The organism is Spirillospora sp. NPDC047279 (assembly GCF_040643285.1).
In the GTDB taxonomy this organism is placed as follows: domain Bacteria; phylum Actinomycetota; class Actinomycetes; order Streptosporangiales; family Streptosporangiaceae; genus Spirillospora.
Map to the genome: position 1 here is coordinate 214783 of NZ_JBEYUA010000010.1, position 20513 is coordinate 235295.

The 20513-nt window shown below is 71.6% G+C and carries 24 protein-coding genes and 1 tRNA gene; 16 read left to right on the forward strand and 9 right to left on the reverse strand.

From position 1 onward, the window contains the following. Positions 1–30: 30 nt before the first annotated feature. Positions 31–159, reverse strand: coding sequence for an LPFR motif small protein (locus tag ABZ810_RS26165; protein ID WP_358407481.1), 129 nt, complete (start codon positions 157–159; stop codon positions 31–33). A gap of 126 nt (positions 160–285) precedes the next feature. Between ABZ810_RS26165 and ABZ810_RS26170 the strand changes: the two genes are divergently transcribed. From ABZ810_RS26170 to ABZ810_RS26200, 7 genes are all read left to right on the forward strand, one after another. Next, the gene (locus ABZ810_RS26170) at positions 286–588 is read left to right on the forward strand and encodes a metalloregulator ArsR/SmtB family transcription factor (RefSeq protein WP_358407855.1); all 303 of its coding nucleotides are present in this window, start codon (positions 286–288) and stop codon (positions 586–588) included. Beyond that, positions 585–1409 (forward strand): SRPBCC family protein, encoded by an 825-nt coding sequence (locus ABZ810_RS26175; protein WP_358407484.1) that lies wholly within the window; start codon positions 585–587, stop codon positions 1407–1409. Before ABZ810_RS26170 ends, ABZ810_RS26175 begins: the two co-directional genes overlap by 4 nt. Before the next feature lie 26 nt (positions 1410–1435). Next, positions 1436–2626, forward strand: coding sequence for a DNA polymerase IV (gene dinB, locus ABZ810_RS26180; protein WP_358407486.1), 1191 nt, complete (start codon positions 1436–1438; stop codon positions 2624–2626). Positions 2627–2908: 282 nt separating this feature from the next. Further along, positions 2909–4237 carry an SGNH/GDSL hydrolase family protein gene (locus ABZ810_RS26185; protein ID WP_358407488.1) on the forward strand — a complete coding sequence of 443 codons (1329 nt, stop codon included), beginning with the start codon at positions 2909–2911 and terminating at the stop codon, positions 4235–4237. Between the two features lie 120 nt (positions 4238–4357). After that, on the forward strand, positions 4358–5677 hold the full coding sequence (locus tag ABZ810_RS26190) for an endonuclease/exonuclease/phosphatase family protein (protein ID WP_358407491.1): 1320 nt from the start codon (positions 4358–4360) through the stop codon (positions 5675–5677). Between the two features lie 119 nt (positions 5678–5796). After that, a complete protein-coding gene (locus ABZ810_RS26195; RefSeq protein ID WP_358407493.1) occupies positions 5797–6522 on the forward strand; it encodes a VOC family protein in 726 nt (241 codons plus the stop codon). 531 nt (positions 6523–7053) lie between these two features. Continuing rightward, complete coding sequence (locus ABZ810_RS26200; RefSeq protein ID WP_358407495.1) at positions 7054–7758, forward strand: dienelactone hydrolase family protein; 705 nt, start codon at positions 7054–7056, stop codon at positions 7756–7758. A 93-nt stretch (positions 7759–7851) separates the two neighbouring features. Here the strand turns inward: ABZ810_RS26200 and ABZ810_RS26205 are convergent, their stop codons facing one another. Both ABZ810_RS26205 and ABZ810_RS26210 read right to left on the reverse strand, forming a co-directional pair. After that, on the reverse strand, positions 7852–8202 hold the full coding sequence (locus ABZ810_RS26205; protein WP_358407497.1) for a VOC family protein: 351 nt from the start codon (positions 8200–8202) through the stop codon (positions 7852–7854). Positions 8203–8211: 9 nt separating this feature from the next. Next, positions 8212–8991, reverse strand: a complete 780-nt coding sequence (locus ABZ810_RS26210; RefSeq protein ID WP_358407500.1) for a methyltransferase domain-containing protein — start codon at positions 8989–8991, stop codon at positions 8212–8214. A gap of 28 nt (positions 8992–9019) precedes the next feature. Here ABZ810_RS26210 and ABZ810_RS26215 point away from each other — a divergent pair, with 28 nt between their 5' ends. The 4 genes from ABZ810_RS26215 to ABZ810_RS26230 all read left to right on the forward strand — a co-directional run bounded on the left by ABZ810_RS26215 (position 9020) and on the right by ABZ810_RS26230 (position 11815). Further along, positions 9020–9553: a MerR family transcriptional regulator gene (locus ABZ810_RS26215; protein WP_358407503.1), complete on the forward strand. Its 534-nt coding sequence runs from the start codon at positions 9020–9022 to the stop codon at positions 9551–9553. An 87-nt stretch (positions 9554–9640) separates the two neighbouring features. Then, positions 9641–9874 carry a hypothetical protein gene (locus tag ABZ810_RS26220; RefSeq protein ID WP_358407506.1) on the forward strand — a complete coding sequence of 78 codons (234 nt, stop codon included), beginning with the start codon at positions 9641–9643 and terminating at the stop codon, positions 9872–9874. Continuing rightward, positions 9831–10769, forward strand: a complete 939-nt coding sequence (locus ABZ810_RS26225) for an AraC family transcriptional regulator (protein WP_358407507.1) — start codon at positions 9831–9833, stop codon at positions 10767–10769. The genes ABZ810_RS26220 and ABZ810_RS26225 overlap by 44 nt, the downstream gene beginning before the upstream one ends. 71 nt (positions 10770–10840) lie before the next feature. Then, positions 10841–11815 carry a DMT family transporter gene (locus ABZ810_RS26230; protein WP_358407509.1) on the forward strand — a complete coding sequence of 325 codons (975 nt, stop codon included), beginning with the start codon at positions 10841–10843 and terminating at the stop codon, positions 11813–11815. Positions 11816–11869: 54 nt separating this feature from the next. Here the strand turns inward: ABZ810_RS26230 and ABZ810_RS26235 are convergent, their stop codons facing one another. From ABZ810_RS26235 to ABZ810_RS26250, 4 genes are all read right to left on the reverse strand, one after another. Further along, positions 11870–12730, reverse strand: a complete 861-nt coding sequence (locus tag ABZ810_RS26235; protein ID WP_358407511.1) for an aldo/keto reductase — start codon at positions 12728–12730, stop codon at positions 11870–11872. 100 nt (positions 12731–12830) lie between these two features. Then, positions 12831–13622, reverse strand: coding sequence for an SDR family NAD(P)-dependent oxidoreductase (locus tag ABZ810_RS26240; protein ID WP_358407513.1), 792 nt, complete (start codon positions 13620–13622; stop codon positions 12831–12833). A gap of 119 nt (positions 13623–13741) precedes the next feature. Beyond that, positions 13742–15556, reverse strand: a complete 1815-nt coding sequence (locus tag ABZ810_RS26245) for a M64 family metallopeptidase (RefSeq protein WP_358407516.1) — start codon at positions 15554–15556, stop codon at positions 13742–13744. Positions 15557–15707: 151 nt separating this feature from the next. Next, positions 15708–15917, reverse strand: a complete 210-nt coding sequence (locus ABZ810_RS26250) for a hypothetical protein (protein WP_358407517.1) — start codon at positions 15915–15917, stop codon at positions 15708–15710. A gap of 232 nt (positions 15918–16149) precedes the next feature. Between ABZ810_RS26250 and ABZ810_RS26255 the strand changes: the two genes are divergently transcribed. The 3 genes from ABZ810_RS26255 to ABZ810_RS26265 all read left to right on the forward strand — a co-directional run bounded on the left by ABZ810_RS26255 (position 16150) and on the right by ABZ810_RS26265 (position 17144). Beyond that, positions 16150–16269: a DLW-39 family protein gene (locus ABZ810_RS26255; RefSeq protein ID WP_220163873.1), complete on the forward strand. Its 120-nt coding sequence runs from the start codon at positions 16150–16152 to the stop codon at positions 16267–16269. Between the two features lie 56 nt (positions 16270–16325). Beyond that, positions 16326–17057, forward strand: coding sequence for an HAD-IA family hydrolase (locus tag ABZ810_RS26260; RefSeq protein ID WP_358407519.1), 732 nt, complete (start codon positions 16326–16328; stop codon positions 17055–17057). A 14-nt stretch (positions 17058–17071) separates the two neighbouring features. Beyond that, positions 17072–17144 (forward strand) — tRNA-Ala (locus tag ABZ810_RS26265). Between the two features lie 81 nt (positions 17145–17225). Here ABZ810_RS26265 and ABZ810_RS26270 read toward each other — a convergent pair. Beyond that, the gene (locus ABZ810_RS26270) at positions 17226–17504 is read right to left on the reverse strand and encodes a hypothetical protein (RefSeq protein ID WP_358407521.1); all 279 of its coding nucleotides are present in this window, start codon (positions 17502–17504) and stop codon (positions 17226–17228) included. Positions 17505–17866: 362 nt separating this feature from the next. Here ABZ810_RS26270 and ABZ810_RS26275 point away from each other — a divergent pair, with 362 nt between their 5' ends. Both ABZ810_RS26275 and ABZ810_RS26280 read left to right on the forward strand, forming a co-directional pair. Continuing rightward, positions 17867–18130, forward strand: a complete 264-nt coding sequence (locus ABZ810_RS26275) for a hypothetical protein (RefSeq protein ID WP_358407523.1) — start codon at positions 17867–17869, stop codon at positions 18128–18130. A 63-nt stretch (positions 18131–18193) separates the two neighbouring features. Beyond that, complete coding sequence (locus tag ABZ810_RS26280) at positions 18194–18622, forward strand: SRPBCC domain-containing protein (protein WP_358407525.1); 429 nt, start codon at positions 18194–18196, stop codon at positions 18620–18622. On the opposite strand, the gene ABZ810_RS26285 is transcribed toward ABZ810_RS26280, so the two are convergent. Next, positions 18619–19242, reverse strand: a complete 624-nt coding sequence (locus ABZ810_RS26285; RefSeq protein ID WP_358407528.1) for a DUF2625 family protein — start codon at positions 19240–19242, stop codon at positions 18619–18621. The genes ABZ810_RS26280 and ABZ810_RS26285 overlap by 4 nt on opposite strands. Positions 19243–20513 lie beyond the last annotated feature (1271 nt).

Here is a 20513-nt window from a genome sequence, read left to right on the forward strand (position 1 = left end):
GGCTCGTGGCGTCTCCGTGCTCTTGGGGGATCAGGCGGCACCGCGGCGCGTCCGGCGGCGCGACGGGCTCAGCAGCTGCGCCAGGACCCGGAACGGCAACGTGATGACGTTGATGATGGTCGAGACGATGGCCTGAAGCGCGCGGGTAATGCGATGCATTGTCCTCTTTCCTCCCATTTTCGGTTCCGTTCTGCTGATACCCCTCTCACGAGACCTACACATCGCCCCGGTCCGCCAGGGGTGGCGGTTATATGCGACATGGGCTATATTGCTGGGGTGGCATCTATGTTCGAGGTGGTGGCCGAGCCGCGGCGGCGGGAGATCTTGGATCTGCTGCGCGGCGGCGAACGGCTGGTCGGTGATCTGGTGGACCGGCTGGAGCTCGCGCAGCCGACCGTGTCCAAGCATCTGAAGGTGCTCAGGGGTGCGGGGCTGGTGGAGGTCCGGCGGGACGCGCAGCGTCGCTGGTATCGGCTGAGGCCGGAGCCCCTTCTGGAGATGGACGAGTGGCTCGCTCCGTACCGGGAGTTGTGGACGGCCAGCCTGGACGCCCTCGAACGACACCTGGACACCATGGAGGACCAATGAGCAAGAACGCGACTCTGCGGACGGTGGACGGCGTGCCGACGCTGCGGTTCGAGCGGCGGCTCCGGCATCCGGTGGAGAAGGTGTGGAGGGCGGTGAGCGATCCGGAGGAGATGGGGGCCTGGTTCCCCGCCGCGGTCGAGGCCGAGCTCCGGCCGGGGGCGCCGATGCGCTTCGTCTTCCCGGAGGAGGCGCCCGTCGAGGAGAACTGGGACGGGGAGGTGCTCGAGGTCGATCCGCCGAAGGTCTTCATGTTCCGGTGGCACGAGGACGTGCTGCGGTTCGAGCTCGTTCCGCAGAACGGCGGGTGCCTGCTGGTCTTCACGCAGACCATCGGCGGCGGCGACATCGGGCTGCTGGGCGCGGGCCGGACGGCGGCCGGCTGGGATACCTGCCTGGAGGTGCTCGCCGGGGGCCTCGAGGGGCGGGAGGTGCCGACGGCCGAGGATTGGCTGACGCCCATCCAGCACTACGTCGACGCGTTCGGCCTCGGGGACGGGGTCGTCCGGGAGGACGGCGTGAGGTTCGTTCGTGATCTGGTGTGGAAGCCGGTCGAGGACGTGTGGAAGGTCCTGCTGGAACGGGACTGGGTGCCCGAGGGGGTCGGCGGGCCTCCGGTGGCGGAGTTCGGCGGCGTGCGGTGCGAGGTCGTCTCCGACGTCAGGCTCGGGGTGCGGATCGAGGTGACGGTCGCCGGTGAGGTGCCGCCGGAGGACCTGGCGACCTGGCACGTACGGATGGACCTCCTGTTCGCGGCCGTTCAGGGGAGTGAACGGGAGTGGCCGGACAAGCGGGTCGGGGAGCTGGTCCGGCACTACTCGTAGGACCTCGTCCATGCGAACATATGTTCGTGTCTGACGTGGCGGCGATCCTGCATGCCGACCTGGACGCGTTCTACGCGTCGGTCGAGCAGCGGGACGACCCGCGCCTGCGGGGGCGGCCGGTGATCGTGGGCGGCGGGGTCGTCCTGGCGGCCAGCTACGAGGCCAAGGCGTACGGGGTGCGCACCGCGATGCCGGGCGGGCAGGCGCGGCGGTTGTGCCCGCAGGCGGCGGTGGTGCCGCCCCGGATGTCGGCCTACTCGGAGGCCAGCAAGGCCGTCTTCGCGGTCTTCCGCCATACGACGCCGATGGTCGAGGGGTTGTCGATCGACGAGGCGTTCCTCGACGTCAGCGGGCTGCGGAAGATCGCGGGGGAGCCCGTGGACATCGCGGTGCGGCTGCGGCGGGACATCCTCGAGGAGATCGGGCTGCCGATCACCGTCGGGGTGGCGCGGACGAAGTTCCTGGCGAAGGTCGCGAGCGGCGTCGCCAAGCCGGACGGGCTGCTGGTGGTGCCGCCCGAGGGCGAGCTCGACTTCCTGCATCCGCTGCCGGTCGGACGGTTGTGGGGAGTCGGGCCCGTCACGGCCGACAAGCTCAGGACGCGCGGCATCACCACGGTCGGCGAGGTCGCCGCGCTGGCGGAGGACGTGCTGGTGTCGATGCTGGGACGGGCGTCGGGACGGCATCTGCACGCGCTGGCGCACAACCGCGATCCCCGGCCGGTCCGTACGGGCGTCCGGCGGCGGTCGATGGGGGCGCAGCGGGCGCTGGGACGCCGGTTGCGTTCGGCGGACGAGCTGGACACGTTCGTCGTGGGGCTCGTCGACAAGCTCGGCCGGCGGTTGCGCACGGCCAAGCGGGTCTGCCGGACGGTCACGCTGCGGCTGAGGTTCGAGGACTTCAGCCGCGCGACCCGTTCCCACACGCTGGTGCAGGCGACGGCGGAGACGCCGGTGCTGCTCGAGACGGCGCGCGAGCTGCTGACGGCCGCCCTGCCGATGATCGAGAGCAAGGGCATCACGCTGATCGGCGTCACGCTGGGCAACCTGGACGACGACGCCGCCGTCCAGCTGGCGCTGCCGCTCGACCGGGCCGCGGCGGGCGCCCTCGACACGGCGGTGGACGACGTCCGCGACAAGTTCGGATCGTCGGCCATCACGCGGGGCGTTCTGCTGGGGCGCGACCCGGGGATCTCCGTTCCGCTCCTGCCCGACTGACCGGGCCCGGCCGGGCCCGGCCGGGCGCGGGTGGTGGACGGGGCGCGGCGGTGGCGCGATCATTTTGGGGAAACGGCTGGGGATCGGTGCGCCGCGAAGCCGTGTCGGGGACGGTCGGGGCGTGTGGGCGCGATCGTCCACAGGCTGTGGATAAATCCGGTCATCGAGGTGACGGACACCTCCCCTTAGGGGTGACCCCCGGCGAGATTGGGGGCAGCCCCACCCCAAGGTCGGGGGCCTCCCCCGATGTGCGGATATGCCCTGGCGGGATGGGGTTGGGGCATGCAGATCCCCACGCCTTCCGCACGCCTCGCACGACTCTCCGTGGGAGTGCTCGCGGCGACCGCCCTCCTCGCCGGCATTGTCCACAACTCGCCCTCCTTCTCGGCCGGTGCGGCGGTGCTCAGCTCGGGCCGGGCGGTGCCGCCCGAACCCGGGACGCCGTGGACGGGCGCCTGGGGAACGGCGATGCAGCGGCCGGTCGCGGGCGACGAGGACAGCGGGCCCAACTGGTCGGCCGAGGGCTTCGCCGGCCACACGGTGCGGCAGGTCGTGAGGGTCAGCGCGGGCGGGACGTCCGTTCGCATCAGGCTGTCCAACGTGTACGGGACCCGGCCGCTGCGCGTGACGGGCGCGACGATCGGACGTTCGGCGGGCGGCTCGCTGGTGTGGCCGGACACCATCAAGAAGGTCACGTTCGGACGCGCGGCGAACGCCGTCGTCCCGGCCGGGCGGGAGGCGGTCAGCGACACGGTGGCGTTGACGACCTCGCCGCTGGAACGGCTGACCGTCACGCTGCGGTTCGCCGAGGCGACCGGGCCCGCGACGTTCCACCGGTTCGCGCTGGACAGGACGTACCGGGCCGAGGGGGACCGGCTGACGGACGTCGGCAACGGCACGTTCCCCGAGTCGACCGGTGCCTGGTACTACCTGAGCGGCGTCGACGTCGCGGGCGGCACGCGGCCGGGCCGCAACACCGTGGTGACGTTCGGGGACTCGCTCGTCGACGGGGTGGGCGCCACGCCGGGCGCGGACGCGCGGTTCACCGACGCCCTGGCCGAACGGCTGGTCGCCGCGCGCCGCCCGTTCGGCGTGGTGAACGCGGGGATCGGCTCCAACAAGCTGCTCAACGACTCGGCGTGCGGGAGCGACCGGGCGCTGGCGAGGTTCGAGCGCGACGTGCTCGGACGCCCGGGAGTGCGGTCGGTGATCGTCCACCTGGGGGCGAACGACCTCGGCGCGCCGCAGGTCGAGGACCCCTGCGTGCACCCGAACCCGAAGGTGAGCGCCAAGCAGATCATCGACGGGCACCGGAAGCTGATCCGCGCCGCGCACGCCCGCGGGGTGAAGGCCCTCGGCATGCCGATCCTGCCGATGAAGGGCGCGCTGTTCCCGATCTGGAACGAGGAGGCCGAGGGCGTCCGGCAGGCGGTCAACACCTGGATCCGCACCAGCGGCGAGTACGACGGGGTCGTGGACGCCGCCAAGGTGCTGAGCGACCCGGACGACGCGCGGATGCCGCGGCCCGGATACGTCTTCATGGACGGCCTGCACACCAACGACGCCGGCAACCACGCCATCGCCGCGTCCATCGACCTCGGCGACCTCTGACCGGCCGGCCGCCGACCTGACCGCTAACAAAGCCGTTGCCGCACCGTTGTGCGCTGCTCACTTGCCGGACGAGACACGCGTGCCACGATCAAGCGATCGTCCTTCGGTGAGGAGAAGCGCATGAGGCCCATCCGTGCTGGTACCGCCACTCTCGTCTTCGCGGCGGTGACCGCCGTCGCGGTTCAGGGCACGGCCGCGGCGGACGCCTCCGCCGGCCAGGCCGCCCGGGACGGCGCTGGGAACGGCGCGGGGCAGGGCGTCGGAGGCGGTGCGGGGCAGAGTGGCGCTCATGGCGGTGTGCGGTTCGCGACGTTCAACGCTTCGCTCAACCGCAACACCGAGGGCGCGCTGGTCGCGGACCTGTCGACGCCGGGCAACGCGCAGGCGCGGACGATCGCCGAGATCATCCAGCGCAGCCGGCCGGACGTGGTCCTGATCAACGAGTTCGACTTCGACGCCGAGGGCACGGCCGCGCGGCTGTTCCAGGACAACTACCTGTCGGCCGGCCAGAACGGCGCCGCGCCGATCGGCTATCGCTACCGGTACACGGCGCCGAGCAACACCGGCATCCCGTCCGGCCTCGACCTCAACAACGACGGCAAGGTCGTCACGGAGCCCGGGGCGGCCGGCTACGGGGACGACGCGTACGGCTTCGGGGTCTTCCCCGGCCAGTACGGCATGGCGGTCTACTCGCGGTATCCGATCGACGAGCGGCGCGTCCGCACGTTCCAGAAGTTCCGGTGGAAGGACATGCCGGGCGCGCTGCTGCCGGACGACCCGGCCACGCCCGCGCCCACCGACTGGTACTCGCCGGACGAGCTCGCGAAGGTGCGGCTGTCGTCCAAGAGCCACTGGGACCTGCCGATCCGGGTCGGCCACCGCACCGTGCACTTCCTGGTCTCGCACCCGACCCCGCCCACGTTCGACGGGCCCGAGGACCGCAACGGCCGCCGCAACCACGACGAGATCCGGTTCTGGGCGGACTACGTGCGCGGCGGCGCGGCGGCCCGGTACGTCTACGACGATTGGGGACGGCGCGGCGGCCTGGCCGGCGGCGCCTCGTTCGTGATCGCGGGTGACCAGAACGCCGACCCGCTGGACGGCGACAGCGTCAACGGCGCGATCAACCAGTTGCTCCAGAACTCCAGGGTGAACGCGTCGGTGGTGCCGGGCAGTGCGGGCGCGCCCGAGGCCGCCGCGCTGCAGGGCGGTGCGAACGCCACGCACAAGGGCGACCCGGCGTACGACACGGCGGACTTCGCCGACAACGCACCGGGCAACCTGCGGGTCGACTACGTCCTGCCGTCGCGGTCGCTGCGGCCGGTGCGCGGCGGGGTCTTCTGGCCCGTGGCCGCCGATCCGCTGTCCCGGCTGACCGGAACCTTCCCGTTCCCGAGCTCCGACCACCGCCTGGTGTGGCTGGATCTCCGCAAGCCCTGACAGGCCTGGCAGCCCTGGCAGACCCGACAGGCCCGCACTGGCGTCGACGCCCTGCGGGCCTGTTTCGGAGGAAGTATTCAAATTTGACTAGTGTCCGAAACGTCCGTACGGTGAGGCGAATGGGTGAGGTGACCATTCCGCTCTTTCCGAGCCGTTCCATCGACGACAGCTGGGCGTTCTACGAGGCGCTCGGCTTCGAGGCCGAGGCCAAGCAGACACGCCCGTACGCCTATCTCGCCGTTCGCCGAGGCGACCTCCGGCTGCAGTTCTTCGAGGTGAAGAAGCACGATCCGAACACCGGGATGTTCACCTGCTACGTGCTCACCACCGATGTGAACGGCCTGTACGAGGCGTTCCGCGGCGGTCTCAAGACGACGCTCGGACGGATCCCCGCGCGCGGGCTGCCGCGCATCGGCCGGCTCGGCGACATGTCGTACGGCGTGCGCCAGTTCCTGATCACCGACCCGGACGGCAACCAGATGCGCATCGGCCAGCCGATCTCCGACGACGTCGACCACCGGCCGCCGCCCAAGGACCGGACCGGCCGCGCGCTGCACACCGCGCGGCTCTTCGTGAACTCCAAGCAGGACTACCCCGGCGCGGTCAAGATCCTCGAACGGCTGCTGGAGCCGGCGGACGGGGTCACCGCGGCGCAGCGGGTCGAGACGTTGACGTTGCTGGCCGATGCCGCGCTTCAGATGGACGACCGCGAGCGGGCCCGGGAGGCCGTGGCGGCGGCCGACCGGATCGACCTGACCGACGCGGAACGGGCGAAGGCGGCCGACGAGCTCGGCCGGCTCGGAGACCTGCGGACCGCGACGGCCGAGACGGCCGAGCCGGGCTGAAATCGATCACCGGTGGGTCCTTCGCGGAGTGTCGGCTGGTGGCCGATGCACAGTCTGGGGATCGTGGCGTGCACAGGTCCACAAGGTTGGGGACCACCTGGGGAAGCTCGGTGGGCAACGCCGTCCACCGTCATCCCCCGCATGTGGAGGCCGACTTCCCACAGGGTGTGCACAGAGCTGTCGAGAAGGGCGCCGGATCGCCTGTCGTCGCTGGTCACCGGCTTATCCCCGGCAGTGGACGACCGGTGGGAAAGCTGGGGATCGTCAGGGGACGGCCGGTGGGCGGCCGGACGGACCGCCGTCCGCAGGGTGTGCACACCGGGTTGTCCACAGATTGTGGACAAGGGTGGTGAAGGCGGCCGAAGGTGCCCCGCCTGTGTGCGAAGGTCCTGAAGTCCCTGGTGTTTGGGGATTCCGCTGTGGAGACGGAGCGGTCCCGCTGGCATCCTTACAGGCTCGAGCGTGTGCATATTTCCGCCCTCAGCCTGTGGATAACCCGGCTGTGCGGCATCGAGCGTGAGGAGACCCCCTGTGGTGCGAACGGATTCGGTGACGGTGCCGGACGGATCGTTCGACCTGAAGGTCTGGCTGCCCGAGAGCGGACACGGTCCCGGTCTGCTCCTGATCCAGGAGATCTACGGCGTCGGCGAGTACATCACCGACGTCGCCGAGGAACTGGCGCGCGGCGGCTACGTGGTGGCGGCGCCGGACGTCTTCTGGCGGATCGAGCCCAACTACGTCGGCGAGCACACCGAGGAGGGCACCCGGCGGGGCGTGGAGATGGCGGGGCGGTTCGATCCCGAGAAGGGGCTGGCCGACCTGGCGGCCGCGTTCGAGTACCTGCGGGACCTGCCCGAGACCGAGGGCACGCCGGGCGCGCTGGGCTTCTGCTTCGGCGGGACGATGGCCTACCTCCTGGCGGCCAGGGTCGACCCCGCGGCGGTGCTCTCGTTCTACGGTTCGGGCGTCGCCGGGCAGCTGGAGGCGTTCGACCAGATCACGTGCCCGATCCAGTTCCACTTCGGCGGCTCGGACCCCTACATCCCGCGCGACCAGGTCGCCGCCGTCGAGAAGGCCGCCGAGGGCCGTCCGAACGTCGAGGTCCACGTTCAGGAGGACGGCGGGCACGCCTTCCACAACCACCGGTCCGCCACGTTCCACCAGCCCGAGCCCGCCCGCCGGGCCTGGGAACTGGCCGAGGCCTTCCTCGCCCGCCACCTCCCGACCTCCAAGTAGCCGCCCCGCCCGAAACCGCCACCGCCACAGCCGGGTCCACGGCCGGGTCCACGGCCAGGTCCACGGCCCGCGGTCGCGGTCGCGGAATGGGCGTCAGAGGTCGTGGGCGGTCGGGTGGGACGGCTCGTAGAGGCCGAGCTCGGCGCCGCTGGGCATGGTGATCGCCGCGAGCAGGCCCCATGCCTGGCGGCTGGGCTCGCCGGCGACCTCGACGCCCTTCGCGCGAAGGTCGGCGAGCGTCGCCTCCAGGTCGTCGCACATCAGGTACAGCTCGTGCCGAGGCTCGCCGTCGGTGGGATGTACGGCGACCTCGGCCGGCGGCAGCTTGAAGATCAGCCAGCCGCCTCCCGCGTCCACGCCGGGAAGCCCGAGCACGTCGCGGATGAACGCCCGGTCCGCGTCGGCGTCACGGCTGTGGACGATGACATGCGCAGCGTTGATCATGCCTCGTACCTACCCGCCCGCCGGGCCGGAGGCACCTGGGGCGGTCGCGGACGCCACGAACAGCGGGACCGCCACGAACGCGCGGTCCGTCCGCAACCGTTCGCGCTGGTCGGCCAGCCACCCGTCGGCCTGCGCCTGGGTGATGGCGCCCGCCTTGCGGACGGCCGCGGCCATGCCGGCGAGCGTCATCTCGGCGACCGAGCCGTTCAGGACTCCGGTGTGCACCTCGACCCGGACGTCCTCGAACCCGGCGTCCAGCAGGAGGTTGCGATGGGCGCGGGCGGCGCGCGGCGACGCCACCAGGTCGGCGCGGGCGTGGACGATGGTCCTGGTGAGCGCCGGGTCCGCGGATTCGATGACGAACGTGTCCCAGTCCTGGCCGAGCACGGCGACGCGGCCGCCGGGGGCCAGCACGCGGCGGGCCTCGGCGATCGCGCGGGCCGGCTCGTCCAGGGTGTGCAGGACCTTCTCGGCGCGGTACCCCCGCGCCTCGCCGTCCGCGAACGGCAGCGCGTAGGCCGTTCCGAGCCGGAAGTCGCCGTCCGGCCGGCGATGCCGGGCCGCCGCGATCATCTGCTCGTCGAGGTCGACGCCCACGGCCCGCAGGCCGCGGTCGGTGAGCTCGCCGACCGCCTTGCCCGCGCCGCATCCCACGTCGACCACGAGCGCGCCGGGCGCGGGCGGCCCGAGCAGTTCGTACGAACGTGCGCGAAGCTCGGCGACGCCGGGCGCGGCGTCGAAGGCGTCGAGGAGCGGGATCAGGTCCGCGATCTCGTCAGTTCTGGACATGCTCGGAATCCTGCGACTTAATGTCGACATGAAGTCAAGCGCGGAGATCGCCCCCGACGCGGCGCCCATGAGCATCGGCGAGGCGGCGGCGCGTTTCGGGCTCGCCACCCACGTGCTGCGGCACTGGGAGTCGATGGGCCTGCTCGCCCCGTCCCGGATCGCCGGCGACCGGCGCCGGTACGCGCCCCGCGAGCTCTACCGGATCGCGATGATCCTGCGGGCCAAGGAGGGCGGCTTCACGCTGGAGGACATCCGCGCGATGCTGATCGCGCCCGGCCCGGCCGAACGCCGCGCGATCCTGGCCGCCCGGCGGGCCGAGCTCGTCCGCCGCATCGAGGAGGCGCGGGCCTCGCTCGCCCTGATCGACCACGCGCTCGCGTGCGACGCCGACGACCTCGCGCTGTGCCCCCGCTTTCGGGCCGATCTCGCCGATCTCGCCGGGCTGCCCGTGCCCGTCGCACGTGACAACGCCCTCGGGTTCGCCGGGGTCGTGGGGGAGGCGGCCCCGCCACGCCCGAACGTCAACGCTTCCCAAAATGTTTCGCCCCGGTCACGCACATGACGATGCGGATTCATGCAGGTCAGAGGCCGGTTCGTCGCTCTCGCGGCGACGAACACCCGTTCGATCTGGTGCTACGCTGGCGGACTCATGGGACACCTTCTGAACGAGCCGGTGCGCGCCGAGCACGACCCGGCCGGACGGCTCACCGCGTACGAATGGCGGGGGTCGCGCTACGCGGTGGACGAGGTCCTCAAGACCTACGGATCGGCCCCGGCAGGCCGTCTCTACCGCGTCCGGATCACCGGCGCCGACGGCGTGGCGATCGCGGAGCTCAGCCGTGACGCCGACCGCTGGCGACTGCGCCACCACTTCTCCGCCTGACGACGGCTCCCCGGCCCGGCCGCCCGGTGCGGCCGGGCTCGACCGTCGGCCCGACCGCGCCGTCTGGACGCGGATCGGGGTCGTCCGCGGCGCTCCGCTCGACATGCTGGCGGCCCGCATCGGCAGCCGTCACTACGCGCCGCACGCCCACGACGAGTACGCGATCGGCGTGTGCACCGACGGCCGCGAGGTGATGCGCTACCGGGGCGAACGGCATTTCACCGGGCCGGGCGGGCTCGTCCTGCTCGAACCCGGCGAGACGCACACCGGCGGCCCGGCCGACGCGGGCGGTTTCGCCTACCGGGCCCTCTACCCCAGCGCCGCGCTGCTCTCCGAGGACGCGGCGGCGACGCCGCACTTCCCCGACGCGTTCGTCCACGACGAAGACCTCGCCCGCGAGCTCTGGCGCACGCACCGCGCCCTCGCCCAGGCCGACGACCCGCTCGAGGCCGAGACGAGGCTGCTCGAACTCCTGCGCGTCCTCGTCCACCGGCACGCCGAACGAGGCGTACGCGACGACGCCGTGCCCGCCGCCCGGACGCCGTCCACGGCCGCGCGCATCGCCGACGCCGTCGCCACACGCCTGGCGGACCAGCTGACCGCCCCGCCGACGCTGGCCGAGCTCGCCGCCGGCCTCGGCCTCTCCCGCTACCAGCTCGTACGCGCGTTCCGCGACGACCGCGGCATGCCGCCGTACGCGTGGCTCGCCCAGCACCGCGTCGCCCGCGCGCGCACGCTCCTCGACACCGGGCACCGGCCCGCCGACGCGGCGACCCTCGCCGGCTTCGCGGACCAGGCCCACCTCACCCGCTGGTTCCGGCGCGTGCTCGGCGTGACGCCCGGCGCGTACCGCAACAGCGTTCAAGACAGCGCCCGTCGCGCGGCGCGAGGCTGACCTCCGCCGGGGGTCCGGTGTGCGCGGCCGCTCGCCGTGAGCGTGCGCGGGGAAAACGAACGGAGGACGTGGTGAGTCGCCGCGGCTTGGTGCTGTTCACGCTGATGTGCGTGTTGTGGGGGATCCCCTACCTGATGATCAAGGTGGCGGTGGAGGGCGTCTCGGTGCCCGTGCTGGTGTTCGCGCGGTGCGCGCTCGGCGCCGTCCTGCTGCTGCCGCTGGCGGTACGGGCGGGCGGGTTCGGCTGGGTCCGCCGCCACTGGAAGCCGCTCCTGGCGTTCGCCCTGGCGGAGATCCTCGCGCCCTGGGCGCTGATCTCGGACGCCGAACGTGAGCTGTCGAGCTCGATGGCCGGACTGCTCATCGCCGCGGTGCCGATCGTCGGGATCTTCCTGGCGCGCCTCACCGGCGACGCCGAACGACTCGGCCCGGTGCGGTGGGCCGGACTGCTCCTCGGCCTGGCCGGAGTCGCCGTCCTCGCCGCTCCGCACCTCGACGGCGGAAGCGCCTGGTCGATCACCGAGATGATGCTGGTCGTCCTCGGCTACTCGATCGCGCCCCTGATCGCGACCCGCCGCCTCCAGGACGTGCCGAGCGTGTCGATGACCGCCGCCTGCCTCACGTTCGCCGCCCTCGTCTACACGCCCCCGGCGATCCTGACCTGGCCGGACACGATGCCGTCCGGCCGCGTGCTCGCAGCCCTCGCGGGCCTCGGAGTCCTGTGCACCGCGATCGCGTTCATGGTGTTCCTCGAACTCATCCGCGAGGTCGGCACGTCCCGCGCCATGGTCTTCACCTACGTCAACCCGGCCGTCGCCGTCACCGCCGGGGTCCTCCTCCTGGACGAACCCCTCACCGCCACGATCGTCGTCTCGTTCGCCCTCATCCTGGCCGGCTCCCTCCTGGCCACCGCCCGCCGTCCCGCGAAGGCCGACCCCGAAGCCCCGACAGACCTCGAATCCGCGAAGTCCCCCGAGACCCTGGCCGCCGTCCCCATGGCAGAAGGCCAGCTCACCCACCTGGAAGCCCCATCCCCCGACCGCTGACCAGATCCCGAACCGAGACCTTGAGAGGGCGGGGCCGGAGTGCGTCGCCGGTGGTCAGGCGAGCGTGGTGAGCTGCTCGACCTCCTCGGCGGTGAGCGAGATGCCCGCCGCGGCGAGGTTGTCCTCCAGGTGGGCGACCTTGGAGGTGCCGGGGATCGGCAGCATGACGGGGGAGCGGTGCAGCAGCCACGCCAGGGCGAGCTGGGCCGGGGTCGCGCTGTGCCGCGCCGCGGCCTCCTCCAGCAGGCCGCCCTGCTCGGCGAGCTTGCCCGTCGCCAGCGGGAACCACGGGATGAAGCCGATCCCCTCGCGTTCACAGTGCTCGAGCAGCGGCTGCGACTTGCGGTAGGTCAGGTTGTAGAGGTTCTGCACCGAGACGATCTCGACGATCTCCCGCGCCGCCTCCAGCTCGTCCACCGAGACCTCGGACAGCCCGATGTGCCGGATCTTGCCCTCGTCCCGCATGTCCTTCAGGACGCCGAGCTGCTCCTCCAGCGGCACCTTCGCGTCGATGCGGTGGAGCTGGTAGAGGTCGATGCGCTCCAGCCTGAGGCGCCGCAGGCTCATCTCCAGGCACTGCCGCAGGTACTCGGGGCGGGCCAGCGGCAGCCACTCACCGGGGCCGGGCCGGGTCAGCCCGGCCTTGGTCGCGATGACCAGGTCGTCCGGGTACGGGTGAAGCGCCTCGGCGATGAGGTCCTCGCTGACGAACGGGCCGTAGGAGTCGGCGGTGTCGATGAAGTCCACGCCGAGCTCGACGGCACGGCGCAGCACGCGGACGGCCTCGTCCCGGTCGGCGGGCTCTCCCCAGACACCCGGCCCGGTGATCTGCATCGCGCCGTAGCCGAGCCGGGTCACCGGCAGATCCCCGCCGAGGGTGAACGTGCCGCTCGCGGTCGCCGATAGCTCCGTCATCGATTACCCCAGTACGTCGTCAAGGCCGGTCGGACTTCCGTACCCAGTAGATCACCCGTCCCCGCTCGCGGGGCTCGCGGGGCTCGCGGGGCCTGGGCCGTCAGCGCTTGCCGCGTTGCCCTTCGGCCAGGCCCTGGGTGATCTTGTCGCCGCCGACCCGTCGCTGCACCGCCGCGGCCAGGGCGGGGGCGGCCCCGCCGATGAGGGCCCCGACGCGCAGGCCGAACGGCGCGACGTCCACCTCGGCGACGTTCTTCTCGATGGCGCGGACGGTCGCCCGCGCCACGTCCTGCGGCGACTTGGTGCCGACCCCGCGCGGCAGGGTCACGTTCGCCTCGGCGAACATCCCCGCGTCCCGGATGAAGCCCGGGAACACCGTCGAGACCCCCACGCCGTGCGGCCGCAGGTCCTCGCGCAGCGCCAGCGCGAACCCGCGCATCCCGAACTTGGTGGCGTTGTAGAGCGAGGCCTGCCCGGACGCCGTCTTGCCGGACAGCGAGGAGATGAAGACCAGGTGCCCGCGCCCGCGCGCGGACATCCGCTCGCCCACCAGCTTCGCCATCACGATCGGGGCGCGCAGGTTGACGTCCAGCGCGCGGTCGATCTCGTCGATCGAGTAGTCGGAGAGCAGCCCGGACGCGGGCAGCGCCGCGTTGGCCACGAGCACGTCGATCTCGCCCGCCTCGTCCAGCAGCGCCTGGACGGCGGCCGGGTCGGCGAGGTCGGCCGCGATCGCCCGTCCGCCCAGCCGTTCGGCCAGGGGTTCGAGCACGTCCGTACGGCGGCCGGTGAGGATCACCTCGGCGCCGCGGGCGGACAGCCCCCCGGCCAGCGCCTGCCCGATGCCGCCGGTGGCGCCTGTCAGCAGTACCTTCGCGCCTCGCAAATTCATGGCCGGATGATGTCACGGCACGGCGCAGCGGCGCACGGCCTCGCGTCGCGTCGCGCTGCGCCGTGCCGTGGTGGGGCTCGCGTGTTCGCGGCGTCGGCGTCGGGCTGCGGTGCGGGGGCTCAGCCGTTGAGGGTCACGGTGAATTCTCCGGCGCGGCCGATGTTGCCGGCCGGGTCGATGGCGCGGTACTCGATGGTGTGGCGGCCGGTGCCGAGCCTTCCGTAGGTGAGGTGGTCGATGACGGTGCCGTTCGCCGTGAAGAGGAACGGGGCCGTGGAGTCCGTCGGCCAGCCGAAGTAGTTGAACCAGCCGTCCCCGTCCACCCGGAACTCGGTGACCACGGCGCCCGGACGGTCGTCCGCACCGGTCAGCCGCATGGTGAACGGTCCGTCGAAGACGTACTCGGCGGGCTTGCCCGGACGTTCCCGCACCGTGCCGGCGGCCTTGGACAGCTCGTACGTGACGGTCGGACGTTCGGCGTCGACGGTCCAGGTCCTCGACCTGGAGCCGAGCTCGGCGGTGAGCCGGTGCGTGCCCGCGGACAGCCGCAGCCGTTCGAGATCGATCGAACGGTCGCCGCCGCGCACCCGCCGCCCGTCCACGTACCAGGTGATCTGCGGAGCGTGCCGGAGCGGGTGCGTCGTCTCGGCGTAGACGACGTCGGTCGCGCCGACCGGATCGGTGGTCGGCGTGGACGAGGTGAAGTCGACCGGCTCGGGCGTGCCCGGCGGCGGGGTCTCGATGCCGGTGTCCACCGTCCACGTGCGGGTCTGGGTCAGGGCCGCGGACGAGCGGATCTCGGGGGCGCGGACGAAGCCGGTCCGGTCGGTGACCGTCGCCGTCAGCGTGTGCACGCCGGGCTTGAGCCGGAGCTTCCGCAGGTCGAGGTTCCGGAGGCCGTCGCCGCCGCGCACCGTCCGCCCGTCGATCGTCCAGCTGACCGACAGATCCTGCCCGGTCGGATGCATCGTCTCCAGCCACACCACCCGGTCCGCGCCGATGCGCGCGTCCGACGGGGTGTGCGCCTGGACGAGGTTGACCTTGGCCGAGATGCGCTGCGTCATGCGTTCGCGCGCGACCTGGTCGAAGTAGTAGCCGAGCGTCTTCATCATCGAGTGCCGGCTCGGCCGCCACACGCCCTTGGTGCTGTAGAGCCCGCCCTCGTACCGTCCGATCGTCCCGCCCGACTCGCTGCGCTCGCCGAGCCAGCGCCACCACTTGGCCTTCTGGTCGCGCATCTGCTGCTCGGTGAGCAGCGTGTGGTGGACGGACGCGGGCTCGGGGCCCTCGTACGTCCCGCCGGGCACGCCGCGCTGGTAGTAGTCGTACTCGTCGTCCAGCCCGCCCAGCGAGTGACCGAGCTCGTGCGGGGTGATCAGCGCCGACAGGGCGTTGCCGCCGGACGCCGTCGCGTACGTGCCGCCCGCGCCGCCGTAGGTGTCGCTGTTGGCGAGCGCGAGGATCTGCCGGTTGGCCGTCGACGTGCCGCCGACCATGTCCGCGTACCTTCTCGCCGCCGCCGAGCTCATCGTCAGCAGCCGCTGCGGCCCCTGCGCCGTACAGCCGCCCCAGAACGCCATGGCCAGCGGCGTCGTGCGCCGCGGCGAATCGAGGCTCGGGTCGCAGCTGACGCCCGACTCCCCCGACTCGATCTCGACCGCGTACACGTTCACGTAGCTGCGGTACGACTTGAACGGCTCGATCGTCCACAGGTCGCTCAGGTGCTTGTCGACATGGGCCCGGAACTCCGGCATGTCGGCCGTCGTGTATCCGTCGCCCATGATCACCAGGTTGAACCGTTTCCCGGGATCCCCCGTGACCTGGATCGGCACCACCGTCGCGTCACCCGGCGCCGCCGCGGCCGTACCCGCTCCGACCGGCAGGATCGCCACCCCGGTGATGGTCGCGATCGCGAGCGTCCTCGCTCTTCTCATGCGCGTGCCTCCTCGCGAGCGCGCCCGGTGGACGACGTCGGTCCGGGGGGACCGCGCGCGCCGCATCGGTCCCGTTGATCGAACGGGACCGGCCCGGATTATCGCGAGAAGATCACCTATCGCGCTATATCTCGGGCGTGCCCACTAGAGGTCACAGCCCGAGCCGCCAGAGCAGCAGGATGAGCGAGGCGAGGACGAGCCCGATGATGCCCAGCGACTCCTGCCCGAGCGTGATCAGCGCGGCGCAGCCCGCGGCCACGCCCGCCGCGGTGATGACCATCCCCCGGCCCCCGCCGCCTTCGTCCGAGGACTCGGAGGTGAGTTCGCGTTCCCAGAGACCGAAGTCGTCCTCTGCGCTCATCGGGGCTCCCAGGCGCTCGCCGTCACCGGATTATGCGGCCGAACCGATCGTTCGGCGAGATGGCGGGAACGACACAGCCTCCGCACCGTCATTGGACGAAGAGTCCGGTAATGGTGAGTGCGTGCGGAGCGCCCGGGATCGGTTGCTAGGCTGCGGAGAGCCTGGGGGAGAGTTACTTGATCGGAACGTGCTCCAGGTTTGGCTTCATAGTCGAGGTGAAGGGGTCCCCACCGTGAAGAAGCTGCTTGTTCTCGCCGTTGTTGCTCTTGGCGGCTTCGCTGTCTGGCGTCGGCTCCAGCAGGACCGTGCTGAGCTGGACCTGTGGACCGAGGCGACGTCCTCCGACAGCTGAGCCACCGGAGATAGTCCCGCGGAGCACGGGAGACTGACTTCGAGGGAGGCCCCGGCGTGAACGGAGCAGAGCGGATCAGCGTCGCCTGCCTCGATCTCGCCGGGACCACTGTGGCCGACGGCGACGCCGTCGAGACCGCGTTCGCCGAGGCGATCGCCACCATGGGGGTGGTCGCCGGCACCGGCGCGCACGACCGCGCCATGGCCGCCGTCCACGACGCGCGCGGACGTCCCAAGCTGGACGTCCTCCGCTCGCTCTTCGGCGACGAGGCCCGCGCGCAGGCCGCGCACCTGTCGTTCGAACGGTCCTACGACCTGATCGTCGACCGCCGGGGCCTCGCACCCGTATCCGGGGCCGAGAAGGCGCTCGACCGCCTGACCGGCGCCGGGGTGCGCGTGTGCCTGCTGACCGGTTTCAGCCGCCGCACCCTCGGCCGTATCGTCGACGCGCTCGGCTGGTGGGACAGCGTCGACATGGCCCTCTGCCCGGAGGACGGCGGCCGTGGCCGGCCCTGGCCGGACCTGATCCTGTCCGCGGCCCTCCGCCTCGGCATCGACGACGTCCGTCACATCGCGGTCTGCGGCGACACCGAGAACGACATCCTGTCCGGCCGCCGCGCGGGCGCCTCGATCGTCGCGGGCGTCCTCACCGGAGCCCACGACGCCGACCGCCTCCGCCGCGCCGGCGCCACCCACGTCCTCCCCAGCGTCGCCGAGTTCGCCGATCTGGTCGTCCTCTCCCCGCCACCCCTCCACCACGATGACGCGATGACCGCCGACCACCGGTAAGCTATTCGCGCCCAGGGGCCTTAGCTCAGTTGGTAGAGCACCGGCTTTGCAAGCCGGGTGTCAGGGGTTCGAATCCCCTAGGCTCCACCCTTTCCATTGCCGCCCACGCTTCGCGCGATGCGTTCCCAGGCGTTGTATCAACGGTCACCACGGGCGGGCCGCAGCCGCTCAGTCGTTCTCGGACTCCACCAAGCCCATGGCGAAGGCGAACATTTCCACGAACTCCCGGTAGGGCGCGTCCGTCTCGTTCGCAGCCATCGTGGCCAGCTCTTCGATGAGCCGCTGCTTGTCCGTCTCAGAGAGCCGGTTCAGCAGATAGCCCGCGTACTCCTGCTGCTTGAGAGCTGTGTCGTCATCCACGACCGACTCATCGCGGGTCTCAAAGAACCATGTGTAGGCCACAACCGACTTGAGAAGTTGCGTGATCAGCTGGGGGGATTCGCTCACTGCTCGATTCCATCATTTCGCACCGACAAGCGGCCGTGCGGCGCTCGTCCACGCTCGAACGGTCATGAGAAGGGGCGTGCCTTCATCCAGGTTCGGCTGCTGTGGCCGTCCGATGCCGTCGGGGGATCGGAGGAGTCGGCGCCGCAGGTGAGGCTGTGCAGCGACTCCGTACGGCCGCGCGAGGTGCCCGACTCGCGAGCGCGCCCGAGCAGACCTCACAGTTCACGCGAGCAGCATGTCATTTCCGATGTCCGCGGGCGTGTGCGACGTTCGACGGGTGTGTTCGCCTCGGCGCCGGCAGTCCCGAGTCGGGCCCGGAAGCGCCGGAACGGAGGGTGGGGCGGGCGCCTAGACTTCCGGCCATGAACCTCACTGACGCGACCCGCATGATCATGGCCGAGTCGGCTCCGTTCCCGCAGTTGATGCGGGTCTCGCGGGACGCCTATGACGAGCTGGCCGCCGGCCGGCGGGTTCATCACGGCAACCTCACCTGGATGATCAGGGAGGCGAGCCGCAAGAACCTCTACGGCGTCCTCATCGAGAAGCACGGCCAGGGCGCCTTCGAGGACATGGTCACGGTGCTCGGCCGCGAGATCGACCGGCAGGCTCCGGTCCCGGTTCGCTGAGGTCGTTTGTCGGACCCCGCCGCTAGGGTCGCGCGTATGTACTCGACAACGGTTTCGCGGGTGGTGAGGGCGTCGCGACCGGTGGTCTTCCGGGCGCTGGTGGACGCGGACGCGATCGCACGATGGCGGGTGCCCGAGGGCATGACCGGCCACGTCCACGAGTTCGAGGCCCGTCAAGGCGGGGCGTTCCGCGTCTCGCTCACCTATGACGTGCCGGGGGCGGCCGGGAAGTCCTCGTCGCAGACCGATACGTACCACGGGCACTTCGCGGAGCTCGTTCCGGACGAACGGGTCGTCGAGGTGATGCGGTTCGAGAGCGATGATCCGGCGATGCGCGAGGTCATGACGATGACGACGACGCTCACCGATGTCGACGGTGGCACCGAGGTCGTCATCCGGCACGACGGGATCCCCGACGTGGTCCCCGCCGCCGACAACGAGACGGGGACGCGTATGGCGCTTGCCAATCTGGCGACGCTCGTCGAGAGCTAGGACGGGGCGGAGCCCAACTGCCGTGCGGTGTCGTGGTGGAAGGCCACGAGCTGCTTCATCGGCACGGCCTTGCGGGAGGCCTTCGCCAGGTCCTTGCCTTCCACCGACCACGGTGGCGGGTAGGTGTGGATGCCATGGTCGAGGGCGGTGCCGGCCACCTCGGTCTCCCAGCCGTCCCAGCGGAGCGTGTCGTAGAACTGGATCAGCGACCCCGCGAGGACGGCGTGGAGCCAGCCGGCGTACCCCTGCTCAAGGTCGAACCATTCCAGGTCGTCCGGACCGAAGTAGTGGATCGTCGGCGGAGCCCCGGGCCGGGCGGGTATCCAGGCGAACTGGCCGCCCAGCACGTCGTAGGCCACGATGAGCCCCCGCCGTTCGGGGTCGGCCTCCTCCACGATGTCGGGAAGGCCGTGGCCGCCGCTGCCGAGCACGCGCACCCAGCCGTGGTCGACGCTGATCCCGCCGGTGTGGGAGACGACCGCGCCGAGCCAAGACCTGGTCGTGATGCCGAGCGCGGCCAGGCAACGTGCCGCACGGTCGGTGTCCGGCGCCAGGGCCTCCGCCGGGTACGGAGCCGCCCGGACGGCCGCCTGAATCTCGTCCCACGCCGTAGGGTCCACGACCTGCGGCCTCCCAGATTCGATCTTGTCTAGACGCTCGATAATTCGGTACGACAGGATGTCGGCATATGACCGACTGGAATCATTTCGCTCGGGTGCTGGCCGAGTATCTCCAAAACCTGCCTGTGGGCGCCACGCTGGCCCTCTTCGCTCCCGGCGACCGAGAGATTCTGATCGGGCGCTTCGATGACCGGGTGGTCGCCACCCTCAGCGACAAGCACTGCCGTGACGAACGCCTGCGCCTCAGCGAGCCGGACCGGAAGGCGCTCGCGGATCTGGGCTGGTTCGACACCCCGCCTTCGTGGGGGATCTCGATCAACCAGCCCAGTGCCGAGCAGGTCACCGACCTGGCCGGCCGGTGCGTCCTGGCGCTGGCCGACGCGTTCCACGTTCCCTCGGCCGACCAGGTCAGCCCGCGCTGCCGGATCGGTGGGGCCGGGCCCGAGGGCCGTGACCTGGACGTGTCCGCGCTGCACGTTCCCCCGGCCGCATACCAGCAGCCTCCGGGCCTGCCTGATCCGGCGGGCCCGCCCCAGCCTGCTTCAGCGGCCGCGTACCAGCAGTCTCCGGGCCTGTCGCCTGAGCCTGCTCCGGCGCCCCAGCAAGCTCCGGGGCAGTCGCCCGGCCACCCTCCGTCGTCGCAGCCTCAGTACGCTCCGGGCCTGGCCCCTCAGCAACCTTTCGGAGCGCCGCCGCCGCAGGCTCCGGGGGCGCCGTTCCCGCACGCACCGGGGCCGGGGCAACCTGTGGGGCTGCCGCCCGAGCAATTTGCGGGGCTGCCGCCCCAGCAGACTCCTGGAATGCCGCCCGAACAGGCTCCGGGAGTGCCGCCTCAACAGGGTCAGGGGGCCGCGCCTCAGTATGGTCCGGGGGCGCCGCCTCCGAACTACGCTCCCGGGCCGCCTCCTGCCTATCCGCAGGCCCCGCCTCACCAGGCATATCCCTCGGAACCCCCTCCGGCGTACCCGCCGGCACCTGCCTGGCCTCCGGCCCATCAGCAGGCACCTGTCTATCCGCCTGGTCCTCCGGTCTACCAGCAGCAACCCGGCTCCCCGGTCTACCAGCAGCCTCCTGGGCCTCCGGCCTATCCGCAGCACCAGGGGCCTCCGGCTTATCAGCAGGGACCGGCGCCCGCGGGTCATCCCCAGCAGCCGCCGATGCCTCCCGCCTTTCAGGCCCAGCCGCCTGCTCCGCCCGCCTATCAGCCGCAGCCCCCTGCGCCGATCGCCTCTCCGGCCCCGCCGTATCAGGCGCCGCATGGGCAGGACGCG